This is a genomic window from Mucilaginibacter glaciei, from assembly GCF_014773245.1.
Classification (GTDB): domain Bacteria; phylum Bacteroidota; class Bacteroidia; order Sphingobacteriales; family Sphingobacteriaceae; genus Mucilaginibacter; species Mucilaginibacter glaciei.
The window spans coordinates 49,749-64,152 of record NZ_JACWMX010000006.1; the positions used below are offsets into that span (position 1 = coordinate 49,749).

The window sequence follows — 14,404 nt, forward strand, 5'->3', positions numbered from 1 at the left end:
GGAGGCTCTGCAAATATAAAAAGGGTATTTGAAATTACAATTTACCAATTTCCTGAACAAGGTCAATCAGTTTGTTTGAGTAACCCCACTCGTTATCGTACCATGATACAACTTTCACAAAGTTGTCATTCAAAGCAATACCCGCTTTAGCATCAAAAATTGATGTGCGTGGGTCGCCTTTAAAATCTTCAGATACTACATCATCTTCGGTGTAACCTAAAATACCTTTTAATTCACCTTCAGAAGCATCTTTCATTGCTTTTTTAATGGTTTCATAAGAAGCACCTTTTTTCAGTTTAACAGTTAAGTCTACAACGGATACATCGGCAACCGGCACGCGGAAAGACATACCAGTTAATTTGCCTTTCAACTCAGGGATAACCAAAGTTACCGCCTTAGCAGCGCCTGTTGATGAAGGGATGATGTTTTGATAAGCACCACGGCCACCTCTCCAGTCTTTTGCAGACGGGCTATCAACCGTTTTTTGAGTTGCAGTAACCGCATGTACAGTACTCATTAAACCTTCTTCGATACCGAAGTTATCATTCAACACTTTAGCGATTGGAGCTAAACAGTTGGTAGTACAAGATGCGTTAGAAACGATAGTTTGCTCGGCCTTTAACTCTTTGTGATTAACACCCATTACAAATGTAGGGGTATCATCCTTCGCAGGCGCGCTCATTACAACCTTCTTTGCACCGGCATCAATATGTTTTTGGGCAGTATCTAACGTCAAAAATAAACCGGTAGATTCGATGATTACTTCGGCACCTATTTCACCCCATTTAAGGTTAGCAGGATCTTTTTCGGCAGTAACGCGGATAGTTTTACCGTTTACAACCAGATGACCGCCTTCAACAGCAATAGTGCCCTTAAACGGACCGTGAGTTGAATCGTACTTTAACATGTAAGCCATATAATCCGGCTCAACAAGGTCATTAATACCAACAACTTCAACGCCTTCTCTTTCAATTGCAGCCCTGAAAGCTAAACGGCCAATACGGCCAAAGCCGTTAATTCCTATTTTCATGATTTTTTAATTTTTATTAGAATAATATGATAGTAAGTTATTTATAGGTTCTTTGATTATCCCCGCTATTTTAACACCAGCACTTTCGGCATTCTCCTGCAGGCAATCCTGAAAATTAAATGCCACCGACCCTGCAAAATGCACGGGCATATCCGGGTGTTGCTTTTGCAATGGTAATATACAGGTATCAATAAGCTTACCAAAGCCGGTTTTAATTATGGTTTGAAGGTAAACATCATCTCTATTGTCCAGGTAAAAATCACTGAACGAACTAAGAAACAAAGCAGGTTGTTTTTGGCGGTAAACTTTTTCTAATAGGGTTTTGCGGTCGGCATCATAACGCCCCTCAAATTTTTTGCGCAGGTTAAGCGGCATGGTTTCGCTCATAAAACTCTTAATCAGCTGTCGGCCAAGCCAGTTACCGCTACCTTCATCGGCGAGGATGTAACCCAAACCAAAATTATTAGGGGTTACTTTTTTACCATCGTACCAGGCCGCGTTTGAGCCGCTTGCACAGATGCTCACTATACCGGGGTTATTTTTGCAGCAAGCAATAGCGGCTGCCTCAATGTCATGCCCTACAGTCACTTTGGCGAATTTAAAGAAACCGGAAAATGCATTATGAATAACCTGTTGCAAATCATCAGATGAAGCGCCCGCACCATAAAAATAGATGCGCCTGATCTCTTCGGCATGGTGGATAAGATTGATGTTTTTATTAAGGATCTGGGTAATGTATTTTTCGTCGTTAAAATAGGGATTAATAGCGTTTGTATTAAACGAGGCTACCGTACGGCCTTTAAAAGACAGCCGCCAACCCGCATTATTTGATCCACTATATACAACTGCAATCATTTATATTGACAATATTTCTGACATCTGCATCAAATCATCCTCTAACTTAAATTGGTGATGATTGAGCGCCTCTTCCAGGCTTGTCAATTTTATATGGTTGGCTTCGAGCCCTACCATCATTTGTGTTTTACCTGCAATCAGCGCGTTTACGGCTGCAAAACCCAGGCGGCTGCCCAGTATCCTGTCAAATGCCGATGGGCTGCCCCCACGCTGCAGGTGGCCTAATATAGTAACTTTTATATCGTAAAACTTAACCTGTTTTTTTACCGCTTCGGCCACATCATACACACCGCCGCTTTTATCGCCTTCGGCAACAATTACAATGCTTGATGACTTTTTGTTGTATTGCCCTGCCTTTAAATTCTCAATTAAATGCTCTATAGCCGTAGCGCGTTCTGGGAGTAAAATAGCTTCGGCACCGCAAGAGATACCTGCGCGTAAGGCTATCGCCCCCGAATCACGCCCCATTACTTCGATGAAAAACAAACGATCGTGCGCATCGGCCGTATCGCGGATCTTATCGATCGCTTCGATAACGGTGTTCGTAGCGGTGTCAAACCCAAGTGTGTAGGTTGATCCGTAAAGATCGTTATCAATAGTACCCGGTACGCCCAGTACAGAAATGTCAGGATATTTTTTAGAGAAACGCAAAGCACCGGTAAAAGTGCCGTCGCCGCCAATCACTACAATGCCATCAATTCCCTGTGATTTTAAGTTCTGGTAAGCTAACTCCATACCTTCGTCGCTCCTGAAAGGTAAACAACGTGCTGTTTTGAGTATGGTACCGCCCAGGTTTAGTATGTTACTTACCGAGCGGGTGCTCATATCGTACATATTATTGTCAATAAGCCCCTGGTAACCCTGGCGAACACCCACAACTTCTAAACCGTTATATATGCCCGTACGTACTACCGCGCGGATGCATGGGTTCATGCCGGGTGCATCGCCACCTGAAGTAAGAACTGCTATTTTTGAAATTTTATGCATCTTTACGCGAAGTAGATTTGTAGGCACGAATATAGTGTGTCAGATTTACACCATTAAATTTATTTATTTTTTTTTGGATATAGATTTAACGGTATATATTTAAAGAATTATATAATCTATCAACTCTTGGAAGTAAAGTTACCTACATTTGACTCAGTATTCTCCATTGACTGTGTAATATTTGGATTTGAGGCCGGCGAGCTTAAGATATTGCTTATTGAGCGTAACGAAGAACCTTTTAAAGATTGGCTGGCTTTGCCCGGCTACATTGTAGAGCAAGACGAAAGTATTGACAATGCCGCAGAGCGGATACTTTATGAACTGACCGGCCTGCGCGACCTGCATATGCAGCAGTTTCATACCTTTGGCGAGGTTAACCGCCACCCGCAGGGCCGGGTAATTACCGTTGCCTATTACGCGCTGATACGTATTAATGGCCAAAAAGAAGTAAAGCCGGTAACCCAGTATGCTAAAAGCGCATTCTGGCATCCGGTTAATGATTTGCCTAAACTGGCATTTGACCACAGCGAGATCTTTACCACAGGATTTAACAAAATAAAACGCCGTTTAAATTACCAGCCGATAGCGTTTGAGTTGCTGCCCGAGAAATTCACCCTTACGCAGTTGCAATCGCTGTATGAAGCAGTGATGAACAAGAAATTGGATAAAAGGAACTTCCGTAAAAAGATGCTGAGCTACGGTTTTCTGAAAGAACTTGACGAGAAGCAAAAGGGGGTATCGTACCGCGCAGCTAAATTGTACAAGTTCGACAGAAGGAAATACACCAAGATCTTCCAGAATGATCTGATAGCAGATAAAGCGGGCGTTTAAGCCCTTGCAGGATTTTTTTTATCGCACCTAGGGCATAAACCCGACGCATAAAGCGTGAAATCTTCGGCTCTAAAACCTGCGGGGAGCGTAATGGCCGGCAAGGTAAGTTCATTTAAACAGTAAACGTTTTTGCAACCTGTGCAATTAAAATGCAAATGCTCATCGTGGTGATGGTTGGCCCCGCAATCCGAATGGCAAACCGCGTAATTGGCCGTGCCATTTAAATCAAAAACCTTATGGATAATGCCCTTCTCTTCAAACACATTCAGGATACGGTAAAGTGTAACACGATCGATATCATTCATCACGCTTTCCAGGTCGGGTTGCGATGTAGCCGTATTTTTGGAGTACATCATTGACAATACCCTTAACCGCGGAGCCGTTTTTTTGAGCTGATGCTTATCCAGCAGATCCTCAAATTGGTAATTGTTTTTCACTGATGCCATGCTGTAAATATAAGGTTAAGCGGCTATATTATCATGATTATGCGGGTGTGGGTGCGAATGCTTTACATGCAAAAAGCTATCTCCCGATGGGCAGGTACCCGCGTATTTATAGTTAAAGAAGTGGGCAACCGCAATGGTAAAGCCCCCAATGGGTACAACAATGGCTTCTAACCAGCCCCTGATAAAAATGTGGCCCAATATAATGGTGGCAAAGCCAATAACTAATAACATCAAAGGCAAAGGCCTGCGGTGCGATTTGAAATAAGAGCCGCCAATGGCCGATATCCCAATGATCAGCGCCAGAGTTATCATCGACCACTCTACCCAGGGATTAGCCAAAAAGCCGAGGCCCAGAATAGGCAAACTGGTAAAGAAAACCGGCACCGCTGCGCAATGGATAGCACAAAGTGTAGAAGCCGTCATCCCGATATTATCCAGTTTTAATAATTTCATCGCCGCAAATATATAGTAAATGCAACAATATTTCATTTGTAAATTAAAACAGGAGGGTATCATTATAAATTCTTACATTAAATCAACAAAGTTGCAATGAGTTTATTAGGCTTGCCTTAATTTACCCCACACACAAAAAAGCCCTATACAAAAAGTATAGGGCTTAATTGAATGAGCGGTTGCCGCCGTGATGATGGCGGACGAGGCTGTGTTGCAGATTAGTTTACCGTAGCAGAAAAACTGTTCATTGTCCAGGTGCCGCTGCCAGATCCTATTTCGAAGCCAAACTCGATACGGTTTACGTTTTCATTTCCCATCCATTTCGGCGTATTGCGGATCCAATTCAATACATCTTTAATGTTAACCGTTCCCGAGCTGGTATTAGCTGTGCGGACAAAAGAGAATACGTACTTGCCAGTGTTTGCCCAATATTTATGGTAAACGTTATAGGTATGCCCACCCACATTTACATTAGTATAAGATGGTACCGCGCCGCTACCGTTGTAGGCATCAGCAAGGGGGTTAAAGTTGTTATCGCGTCCCATCCAAATCATAATCTCGTATTTATCGCTGCTACCCGCCCATACGTCATAAGCCCTATCGCCCGTCCACGATGAAGGAACGGTATAATTAAAGCTGCTGGTACAAGTGTTTAATGATCCGATTAACTTATTTACCTGCCTGGTGCTATGCGGATAAGTTTTTACAGCATTGCCGCCGGTAGGCTGGTTGGTCACTACATTCCAATGGGTGGTGCTCCAAACATTAAGTGTTTGTGTATGATCGGTACCTGTACCCCAAGCATCGTTATACACCCCGTAACTGCCATTGTCTGTATAAGAAGCAAAGTTATTGTTGCTGCTGTATACATAAGATGCGGTCGTGGCCAATTGTAAATCGGCCGATGCCGGAGCGCCTCCGGTAAGCGTTTCCGGATTGGCATTGGTGCTGTCTTTCTTGCAGGATGCAAAAAACATTAATGAGGTTAACCCAAGGGCTAAAAAGGCTAAATTCTTTTTCATAATAATAATTGGTTAATAACAGGTTTGTGCCTTATGGCATTGACGTAAAGTTGGGCATAAACACAACGTTAAATGTTTATACTTAGGGGTTCAAATGTTTATTTCAGGCGAAATAATTATCGGTAGAGCGATTGCACATTTAACTACAAAGACAGCCACCACGATTACAGTTAAAACAGCCGGGGAAATATCATAGAAGCCGCAAAATGTGCTAACGAAATCAATTCGATATATTAAATAAAAAATCTTTAGCGATTAGATGGCAGAAGCCGTAAGTTTAGCTCGTATTTAACTTCAGTTACAACTGCTATTTATGAAGAACCTACTATTTACCTGCACACTTTTATTAATCTGTTTGTTTTCGGCATCTGCACAAACAAAATCACTGACCGAGCTTCAGCAAAACTTTGTCGACCTTAAATTCGGTATGTTTATTCATTATAACATCCCCACCTATATGAATGCCGATTGGCCGGATCCTGATGCATCGCCGGCTATATTCAACCCCAAGAAATTGAACCCCACACAATGGGCAAAGGCGGCAAAATCTGCTAATATGACCTACGGCTGCTTGACCACTAAACACCACAGTGGCTTTTGCATCTGGGATACCAAAACCACGGATTATAATGTAATGAACAGCCCGTTAAAGCGGGATGTGGTGAAAGAATTTGCCGCTGCTTTTCGCGCGCAAGGGTTAAAGGTTATGCTTTACTATTCGATACTCGATACGCACCATCGCCTGCGCCCTAACGCTATCACCAAAAAACATTTTGAAATGGTGAAGGCACAATTAACAGAATTGCTCACCAACTATGGTAAAATAGAGGCGATTATAATTGACGGCTGGGATGCACCGTGGTCACGGATCTCATATGATGATATACCTTTTGAAGATGTGTACCGCCTGGTTAAATCTATCCAGCCGGAGTGTGTTTTGATGGACCTTAATGGCGCCAAATACCCTGCCGAAGGTTTGTATTACAGCGATATAAAAACTTATGAGATGGGAGCCGGCCAGCGTATAGATAAAGGTGCCAACCGCATGCCGGCCCTGGCTTGCCTGCCTATCCAGGCAAACTGGTTCTGGAAAACCAGCTTCCCAACTACACCCGTTAAGGATGCCGCCAAAATGGTAAGCGAAAATATTATCCCGCTAAATAAGGTTGATTGTAATTTTATCCTGAACGTTGCACCTAACCGTGATGGGTTAATTGATGATAACGCCCTTGCCGCACTTAAGCAAATTGGTGAGCTGTGGAAAAACGACGACCCGGCACCAAAGCTTGCCCCTACCGGCGAGCCTATCATATCTACCAACCTGGCTAAAGGCAAAATGGCAAATTCGAGTTGGAGCGATGATTCTGAAATTATGGATTTCGCCAATGACGATGATTTTACCACCTCGTGGGTGAGTAACCCGGCGGTTGATAAACCCTGGTACGAGATTGATTTTGGTAAGGACCAGGATTTTAATGCCGTAACCCTAACCGAGTCGAAACCTAACATTAGCAGTTATCATTTAGAGTACTTGCAAAATGGCGTTTGGAAACCGATAGCCCAGGTAAGTAATGAAACCCGCTTTAAGATCAACCGCTTTAACCGTGTTTACGGTAACAAAGTACGTGTATGGATAGATAAGGCCGCCAAACAAGTTTCGATAGCGGAGTTTGGGGTGTATAACGAGCGGAGGTAAAAGGGTTTAAAATCCATGTCATTGCGAACGATAGCGCGGCAATCTCTTAGCTAATGCATAACCGCTAAGCATATTATGAGATTGCCGCGTCGCATGCGCTCCTCGCAATGACATTTGAATGTACAACTACCAGGGCGATTCGCCATAGTCGCTCATATACTTACCTGTCGGGCCATCGGCATCTAACATAGCGTACTCAACAATTGGTTTAGCGCCATCCTCTACCGGTTTAGGGCCCTGGTTATTATTAAATTCGGTGTTGGTGTAGCCGGGGTTGATCATGTTCACTTTAAACTTATCTTTTAATTCGTACGCTAAAGCTACTGTGTAGGCATTCAACGCTGATTTTGAAGGACCATACACCGAACTTTTCACCTGGTAATGCTCCCAGCTCGGGTCGTTATGCAGGGTAAGCGAACCAAGATCAGAAGTTACATTGACGATGCGCGGGTTCGGCGAGTTGTGCATCAGCGGCACAAAGATCCGTACGGTACGGGCAACACCGAAAAGGTTTACCTCAAAAACAGCTTTAAAAATTTGATCAGGCGTATTGCTCGCCATCTGCGGGAAATCACCGGGGATGCCGGCATTGTTGATCAATACATCCAGATATTCGATCCTTCCGGCCAATTCATCGTAAGCCTTTTGTACAGACTCTTCGCTCACTACATCTATTAGCAGCAATTCCACATCAGCCAGGCCCTCGGCCTTTAATTCCGCGACAGCCTTATCGCCGCGCACTTTATCCCGACATCCTAAAAACACATGGCAGCCTGCATTTAGCAATTGCCGGGCACTTTCCAGTCCAATACCTTTATTGGCACCGGTTATTAATACGGTTTGTTTTTTCATAGATCAAAGGTATGGCGTAAGCCGCTCTAAATAGCTGCACAAAGCATGGCATTAACTGTACATTTCGCGGATTTGCAGGCGGTAAGCAGCCGGGGTGCAGTTAACCAGTCTTTTGAAGAAACGGTTAAAGTAGGCAGCGTCGTCAAACCCCAACTCGTCCGCTATTTGTTTTACAGATAGTTCGGTATGCAGCAACCGTCGCTTAGCCTCAACTATTAAGCGGTTATGGATATGGCTGATGGCAGTTTTACCGCTCTGTTGCTTGATCACATCGTTTAAATAACCGGGGCTGATATTTAACTGACGGGCGTATGCGGCAACATCATGCGTATCGGCATACTGCCCACCAATTAATTGTTGAAAGCTTTTTAACAAGCAATGGTTTTGTGTGATCATTTCTTCACCAAATTGTTCGGTGTATAACCTGCTCAGGTAAATCACCAGCACACGCAACCATGATGTAAGCATCTGGTTGTGCCAGGTTTCATCGCTTTTAAATTCAGCTGCCATTTTACCCATCACATCTTTCAGGTAGGCGGCATCAGCTGCAGTCAAAACCAATTCATGTGCACCTGCCGGGTTTTGGATAACGGGCAGCTGGCGCAGCATCCGGTTCTCTTCCAGCATCAAAAATTCTTCGGTAAAGCAGGTAACAAACCCTTTTGTAGGCTTTATCTCTTCCTTTAAAATTACCTGCTGCGGATTAGAGAAATAAAAATGTCCTGGTTTAGTGTTGTATAACACAAAATCAACCCAGTGCCTGCTTGCGCCTTCCTCTACTAAAACAAACAAGTAGAAATCCTTGCGGTGGGATTCTAAAAAACCCGGGTCCAATGTAATATCCTGCCCGTCAGATTCCCTCACCTCGATCATCGACGGTTTAGTACTGTTATATTGGATCAACGGGTAAATCGGGAGTATTGCTTTTTCGGTTGATGTTAGCGTGGGCATAGGTGCAAATATACAGTAGAAACAGCCGTTAAGATCTATCAATTACGAACACCGTTTCCCCCTTACATTAACTCCCCGTCCTTTTTAACATGGTAGGTTTTATAAGCCATGTAATACAGCAATAGCGTAGGTATGGCGTAAAATAGCGCGCCCTGGGCTTTGATATTGGGATAGGCAACTATCAGCTCATAAACCAATAAGGCAAGCGCGACACAGCCACCGATAAAGTATAGATAAAAAAATTTACCACTCATAGTAGCTGATTATTTGGTTTTTAGCGTTTTGGTTTTCTTGCTTTCAACAGCTTTGGCTGCTACCCGTTTAAATATAGCGGCACCCAACGGCGGCGTGGTTATGCTGACGGAGTTTTCTTTACCATGCCAGGCCACCTGCTCCGATCTTACCGGCTCGTAATTGATCAGGCCACTGCCCCAGAATTTAGTCTGGTCGGAATTGAAGATCTCCTGCCACTCGCCGGCGGCAGGTACGCCTATGCGATAGTTATAATGCGCTACCGGGGTCATGTTAAATACAATCACCAGGTCGTTCGCGCTATCTATCCCTTTGCGGCTATAGGCAATAACAGAGTCGTTCATATTGCTGGCATCTATCCATTCAAACCCTGTCCAGTCGAAACTCTTTTCGTATAGCGCCGGTTCAGATCTGTACAAATGGTTAAGTGCCTTAACGGTTTCCTTCATTCCCTGGTGGCTCTCGTACTGCAACAGGTGCCAGTCTAACGATTTCTGGAAATCCCACTCCGCACTTTGGCCGAATTCGCTGCCCATGAATAATAACTTACTACCCGGATGGGTAAACATATAGCTGTAAAGCAAACGCAGGTTAGCAAAACGCTGCCAGTCGTCGCCGGGCATTTTACCTATCATCGACTTCTTACCATACACTACCTCATCGTGCGAAAACGGCAGCATAAAGTTTTCGGTAAAGGCGTAGATCAAGCTAAAGGTAAATTCGTTTTGATGATACCGGCGATAAATAGGGTCCTGAGAAAAATAATCAATGGTATCATGCATCCAGCCCATCATCCATTTCATCCCGAAACCCAGGCCACCGGTATAAACCGGCCGACTAACACCGTTAAACGATGTGGATTCTTCGGCAATGGTTTGCACATCCGGGAAATTACTGTAAACGGTAGCATTGAATTCTTTCAGGAATGATATTGCATCCAAATTTTCGTTACCACCAAACTCATTCGGGTCCCATTCGCCGTGGTTACGCGAGTAATCCAGGTAAAGCATGGATGCTACCGCATCTACGCGTAAACCATCAATATGATACCGCTCTAACCAGAATATGGCATTGCTGATCAAAAAGGCGCGTACCTCGTTACGTCCGTAATTAAATATGTATGATTTCCAATCTGGGTGGAAGCCTTTTTTTAAGTCGGCGTGCTCATAAAGATGCGTACCATCAAAATTATACAAGCCATGCATATCACCAGGGAAGTGAGATGGCACCCAATCCAATATTACGCCTATACCTGCTTTGTGAAATTCTTCGATCAAAAACATCAGATCCTGCGGTGTGCCATAGCGGCATGATGCGGCAAAGAAGCCCGTTATCTGATAGCCCCAGCTTGGATAGTACGGGTGCTCCATTATCGGCATAAACTCTACATGCGTAAAGCCCATTTCTTTTATGTAAGGCACCAGGATCTCTGCCAGTTGGCGGTAGCTCAAAAACTCTTCGGGGCTTTCGGGGCTGCGCGCCCACGAGCCGATGTGCATTTCATAAACCGAATAAGGTTTATCCAAAGCGGTATATTTATAGCGTTCGGCCATCCATGCCTTATCGTCCCACTCGTAAAAAGTATCGGCAACTATGGATGCCGTGTGCGGCGGCAACTCCCAGCGTAACGCGAAAGGATCGGCCTTTTCCAGGTCTTCGCCAGTAGATGATTTAATGTAGTATTTATAAGTCTCGCCAACCCCTATATTCGGGATAAACCCCTCCCAAATGCCCGAAGCATCCCAGCGGTAATTCAACGTATGCGAGCCTTTGTTCCACCCGTTAAAATTCCCAATTAACGATACATACTGCGCGTTTGGTGCCCAAACGGCAAAGTAAGTACCCACCACGCCCTTATATTCCACCACATGCGACCCAAACTTTTCATACAGCTTATAGTGCTTGCCCGATTTAAACAGATCAATATCAAAGTCGGTAAAGCGGCTGTATGGCTCCACAGCCTTCAACTCGTTATTCGGGATGATCTCTATCGGTGCGGAATTCTGAGCAGCTGCTTTTTTAATTGTAGCCTTATTTTCGGCAGTCTTTTTTAAAACCGGCTTTTTCACTGCTTTGGCATCTTCAGATCCGGGCAAGGCTGTTTTAGTTACTTTTGGCTTAGTTTCCTTTTTTGCTAAAATAGGTTTTGCCGCTGTAAGTTCAGTATCGGTCTTTTTGGTTTGCTTTGCCATAGTAAGGGAGCGTTTGAACGCATAGGTTAATTGGTATCAGAAAAAATTCCTGTTGCTCAAATATATAATTATTGAACATACAATACGGGCAGATGTTTATTTAAAAGAAAAAAGGTACTCACCCCGCGGCACTTCGTGCGCGACCCCCTCTTCGCCTGCGGCGGAAAGAGGGTGTAGCTGCCTTCACCCTCTAATTTCCTCACCCTTTTTTCGCTTCAGCGAAGAGAGGGTCGGACAGCGCAGCGAATCCGAGGTGAATTGCACAACAAAAAAGGCTCCGGTTAGGGAGCCTTGATGCTATTTAAAAATTTCTATCTGCTTAAAGTTCTTACTGAATTTAAACTCGTAGGTTTTATCGGGGTTGGATGTAATGGTAGCAATATTGATACCATCGGCTACTACCCTGGCCGGCATAAACGGCAGGCCATTAACCTTAATATGGTACCCGTCGTAACGTGGCGTGTACAAGCCCTCTAAACTTTGCTGGATGGTTAGTTTATCGGCAGTTCCCTTTACCACAAACTTTTTCTCCAGGTAAATATCCTGCTCGTAGGCAAATGTTTCGCCGTAGTCTTCAAATACAAACGAGTTAACTTCGTAGTCACTATAAAAAATATTAAGCTTCACCTCATCAATTTCCCGTTCATTGATGTACTGCATTACCGGGTACTCTGGTATTACAGATCCTGCTTTTACAAAAATTGGGATAATATCCAGCGGGGTTTGTACGACTACCTCCTGGCCGCCTTCTACCAATTCCAGGCTCCACCAGTTATACCATTTGCCTTTAGGCAGGTAAACTTTGCGGCTTTGCTGACCAGATTCTAATACCGGGCAAATCAAGATCTTGTCGCCATAGGTAAATTCATCCTGGCGGAAATGGTTAGCCATAATATCCTGCTCCTGCATTACCACCGGCCTTAAAATAGGGAAACCGTAACGGTGGTGCTCCCAAAAAGCGGAATATAAGTAAGGCAACAGCCGGTAACGCAATTCTATAAATGTACGGTTGATGCTGGTATACGGCTCGCCAAAGCTCCAGGGCTCGCGTTCCTTGGTATCGCCGGCAGAGTGCGCGCGCATAAACGGCGAGAACGTACCCATCTGGATCCAGCGGGTAAACAACTCGCCATCAGGCTCGCCGCTAAAGCCGCCGATATCTGTACCGCAAAACGATATGCCCGACATGGATAAACGCTGCAACTGGATATTACCCAGCTTTAAATGCTCCCATGAGGCTACGTTATCGCCCGTCCAAACAGACGAGTAACGCTGTACGCCCGCATAGCCCGCGCGGGTGATGGTAAAGGGGCGTTTGTTTTTCATCTGCTTGCGCAAACCTTCATAGGTAGCGCGCACCATTTGCATGCCGTAAACGTTGTGTGCCTTGCGGTGCGACCCGCGGAAACCATCGTACTGGTGGCGCACATCATCAGGGAAGGTGCCCGAGCCAAACACAGCGGGCTCATTCATATCGTTCCAAACGCCTGCAACGCCCGTTTCTACCAGGTCGTCGAACAGGTCACCCCACCATTCGCGTACCTCTGGGTTGGTAAAATCAGGGAACTGGCAGCGGCCCGGCCAAACGTGGCCTTCCATAAAGTAATCGTCGCTGCGGCGGCAAAAGTATCTTTTCTCTTTACCCTCTTTAAATACCCAATAATTATCGTCTACACGGATACCGGGATCGATAATGACTACGGTTTTAAAACCGGCCGAGGCCAGCTCGGCTATCATTTTTTTAGGATTTGGGAAATATTTAGGGCTCCAGGTAAAGCAGCGGTAACCATCCATATAATCGATATCCAGGTAGATCCCGTCGCAGGGGATCCTGTTCTGGCGGAAACCGTTTGCAATCACCTTTACCTTATTTTCGGGATAGTAACTCCAACGGCACTGGTGGTAACCCAGCGCCCAAAGCGGCGGCATCGGGTGTGTGCCGGTTAACAGATGGTAGTTTTTCACCACATCCATCATGTGCGGGCCGTGGATGTAGTAATATTGCAGTTCGCCTCCATCTGCCCAAAAACTGGTTTTAGTCACATCCTCGGCACCAAAATCAAAATGGGCCTTAAAGGTATTATCAAAGAAGATACCGTGTGCAATGCCCTGATTTACACTGATGTAAAACGGGATAGCCCTATATAAAGGATCCTGGTTAAAACCGAACGAATAAGCATCTGTATTCCAGTTGGTTAACCGTTTACCCCGAAGATTAAGTTCAGTAGCTTTATCACCTAACCCAAAAATACTTTCCTGCTCGGCACAAGTTTTGGTACAAAACACGTAATAACCGCCAAACTGTGTGTTCTCTTCCCAGTGCATCGGCGCGGCATCGCAACTGGTGACTGTGCTGTCCTTGTCAGAAAATGAAATAAAGAAATCGGCTTTACGGATGTGGCAATTAATGGCCGATGTACTTACCCTATATTCTTTTTCATCTTCAAACAGGGTGAACTCCACACGTTTACCCGGTAATTTTGGTACCGCGTACGAAAAATCGTCCAGAAAAACACTGTGCGGCGCCAAACGGATGCGAATGATCTCGCTGCTCACCACTACTACCTCCACGCTGGCATCACCATCGGTAAAGTAGAATTTATTCCCCAGTTGTTCTGCATGATTGGGCGTGCCCAAATATTTCTTTACAATCGGCTTTATTCCGTCTGCAGGGTTATTTAAATGGTGAAACTCTTCATCTTCCATCAACTCATCGGCTTCTAAAAGCTTGGCTGTCAAAAGTTCGGGGTTTGGATTTGGTACGTTTGATTCCATAAAAAATTCAAAATGTGCGGCAATCTTTCGCTCATGAGGCTAAATAATTGCATTTGTTAATA

General features: G+C 44.6%; 13 protein-coding genes. 2 read left to right on the top strand and 11 right to left on the bottom strand.

The window, feature by feature from the left end; genetic code table 11:
* Positions 1-34 precede the first annotated feature (34 nt).
* From gap to pfkA, 3 genes are read right to left on the bottom strand one after another with little or no spacing between them, the layout of a single operon-like run.
* A complete protein-coding gene (gene gap / locus IDJ76_RS14825; protein WP_191164128.1) occupies positions 35-1,030 on the bottom strand; it encodes a type I glyceraldehyde-3-phosphate dehydrogenase in 996 nt (331 codons plus the stop codon).
* A 6-nt stretch (positions 1,031-1,036) separates the two neighbouring features.
* Positions 1,037-1,885: a hypothetical protein gene (locus tag IDJ76_RS14830; RefSeq protein WP_191164129.1), complete on the bottom strand. Its 849-nt coding sequence runs from the start codon at positions 1,883-1,885 to the stop codon at positions 1,037-1,039.
* The gene (pfkA, locus tag IDJ76_RS14835) at positions 1,886-2,872 is read right to left on the bottom strand and encodes a 6-phosphofructokinase (protein ID WP_191164130.1); all 987 of its coding nucleotides are present in this window, start codon (positions 2,870-2,872) and stop codon (positions 1,886-1,888) included.
* 126 nt (positions 2,873-2,998) lie between these two features.
* On the opposite strand from pfkA, the gene IDJ76_RS14840 reads away from it, so the two are divergent.
* A complete protein-coding gene (locus tag IDJ76_RS14840; protein ID WP_191164131.1) occupies positions 2,999-3,703 on the top strand; it encodes an NUDIX hydrolase in 705 nt (234 codons plus the stop codon).
* Here the strand turns inward: IDJ76_RS14840 and IDJ76_RS14845 are convergent.
* From IDJ76_RS14845 to IDJ76_RS14855, 3 genes are all read right to left on the bottom strand, one after another.
* Positions 3,700-4,149: a Fur family transcriptional regulator gene (locus IDJ76_RS14845; protein ID WP_191164132.1), complete on the bottom strand. Its 450-nt coding sequence runs from the start codon at positions 4,147-4,149 to the stop codon at positions 3,700-3,702. The two genes, IDJ76_RS14840 and IDJ76_RS14845, sit on opposite strands and share 4 nt — an antisense overlap.
* A 15-nt stretch (positions 4,150-4,164) precedes the next feature.
* Positions 4,165-4,602, bottom strand: a complete 438-nt coding sequence (locus IDJ76_RS14850; protein ID WP_191164133.1) for a MerC domain-containing protein — start codon at positions 4,600-4,602, stop codon at positions 4,165-4,167.
* 218 nt (positions 4,603-4,820) lie between these two features.
* Positions 4,821-5,624 (bottom strand): GH12 family glycosyl hydrolase domain-containing protein, encoded by an 804-nt coding sequence (locus IDJ76_RS14855; protein WP_191164134.1) that lies wholly within the window; start codon positions 5,622-5,624, stop codon positions 4,821-4,823.
* Positions 5,625-5,937: 313 nt separating this feature from the next.
* Between IDJ76_RS14855 and IDJ76_RS14860 the strand changes: the two genes are divergently transcribed.
* The gene (locus tag IDJ76_RS14860) at positions 5,938-7,320 is read left to right on the top strand and encodes an alpha-L-fucosidase (RefSeq protein WP_191164135.1); all 1,383 of its coding nucleotides are present in this window, start codon (positions 5,938-5,940) and stop codon (positions 7,318-7,320) included.
* A 126-nt stretch (positions 7,321-7,446) separates the two neighbouring features.
* On the opposite strand, the gene IDJ76_RS14865 is transcribed toward IDJ76_RS14860, so the two are convergent.
* The 5 genes from IDJ76_RS14865 to IDJ76_RS14885 form a co-directional block, all read right to left on the bottom strand.
* Positions 7,447-8,172: an SDR family NAD(P)-dependent oxidoreductase gene (locus IDJ76_RS14865; RefSeq protein WP_191164136.1), complete on the bottom strand. Its 726-nt coding sequence runs from the start codon at positions 8,170-8,172 to the stop codon at positions 7,447-7,449.
* A gap of 51 nt (positions 8,173-8,223) precedes the next feature.
* Complete coding sequence (locus IDJ76_RS14870) at positions 8,224-9,123, bottom strand: AraC family transcriptional regulator (protein WP_191164137.1); 900 nt, start codon at positions 9,121-9,123, stop codon at positions 8,224-8,226.
* 62 nt (positions 9,124-9,185) lie between these two features.
* A complete protein-coding gene (locus IDJ76_RS14875) occupies positions 9,186-9,377 on the bottom strand; it encodes a hypothetical protein (RefSeq protein ID WP_191164138.1) in 192 nt (63 codons plus the stop codon).
* Between the two features lie 9 nt (positions 9,378-9,386).
* A complete protein-coding gene (gene glgB / locus IDJ76_RS14880) occupies positions 9,387-11,567 on the bottom strand; it encodes a 1,4-alpha-glucan branching protein GlgB (RefSeq protein ID WP_191164139.1) in 2,181 nt (726 codons plus the stop codon).
* A gap of 297 nt (positions 11,568-11,864) precedes the next feature.
* Positions 11,865-14,342 (bottom strand): glycoside hydrolase family 31 protein, encoded by a 2,478-nt coding sequence (locus IDJ76_RS14885; RefSeq protein ID WP_191164140.1) that lies wholly within the window; start codon positions 14,340-14,342, stop codon positions 11,865-11,867.
* Between the last annotated feature and the right edge of the window lie 62 nt (positions 14,343-14,404).

Coding starts and splice junctions, on each gene's coding strand:
- IDJ76_RS14855 (WP_191164134.1), bottom strand. CDS start 5,624: ATGAAAAAGAATTTAGCCTTTTTAGCCCTTGGGTTAACCTCATTAATG.
- glgB (WP_191164139.1), bottom strand. CDS start 11,567: ATGGCAAAGCAAACCAAAAAGACCGATACTGAACTTACAGCGGCAAAA.
- IDJ76_RS14850 (WP_191164133.1), bottom strand. CDS start 4,602: ATGAAATTATTAAAACTGGATAATATCGGGATGACGGCTTCTACACTT.
- pfkA (WP_191164130.1), bottom strand. CDS start 2,872: ATGCATAAAATTTCAAAAATAGCAGTTCTTACTTCAGGTGGCGATGCA.
- IDJ76_RS14865 (WP_191164136.1), bottom strand. CDS start 8,172: ATGAAAAAACAAACCGTATTAATAACCGGTGCCAATAAAGGTATTGGA.
- IDJ76_RS14875 (WP_191164138.1), bottom strand. CDS start 9,377: ATGAGTGGTAAATTTTTTTATCTATACTTTATCGGTGGCTGTGTCGCG.
- IDJ76_RS14885 (WP_191164140.1), bottom strand. CDS start 14,342: ATGGAATCAAACGTACCAAATCCAAACCCCGAACTTTTGACAGCCAAG.
- IDJ76_RS14830 (WP_191164129.1), bottom strand. CDS start 1,885: ATGATTGCAGTTGTATATAGTGGATCAAATAATGCGGGTTGGCGGCTG.
- IDJ76_RS14845 (WP_191164132.1), bottom strand. CDS start 4,149: ATGGCATCAGTGAAAAACAATTACCAATTTGAGGATCTGCTGGATAAG.
- IDJ76_RS14860 (WP_191164135.1), top strand. CDS start 5,938: ATGAAGAACCTACTATTTACCTGCACACTTTTATTAATCTGTTTGTTT.
- IDJ76_RS14870 (WP_191164137.1), bottom strand. CDS start 9,123: ATGCCCACGCTAACATCAACCGAAAAAGCAATACTCCCGATTTACCCG.
- gap (WP_191164128.1), bottom strand. CDS start 1,030: ATGAAAATAGGAATTAACGGCTTTGGCCGTATTGGCCGTTTAGCTTTC.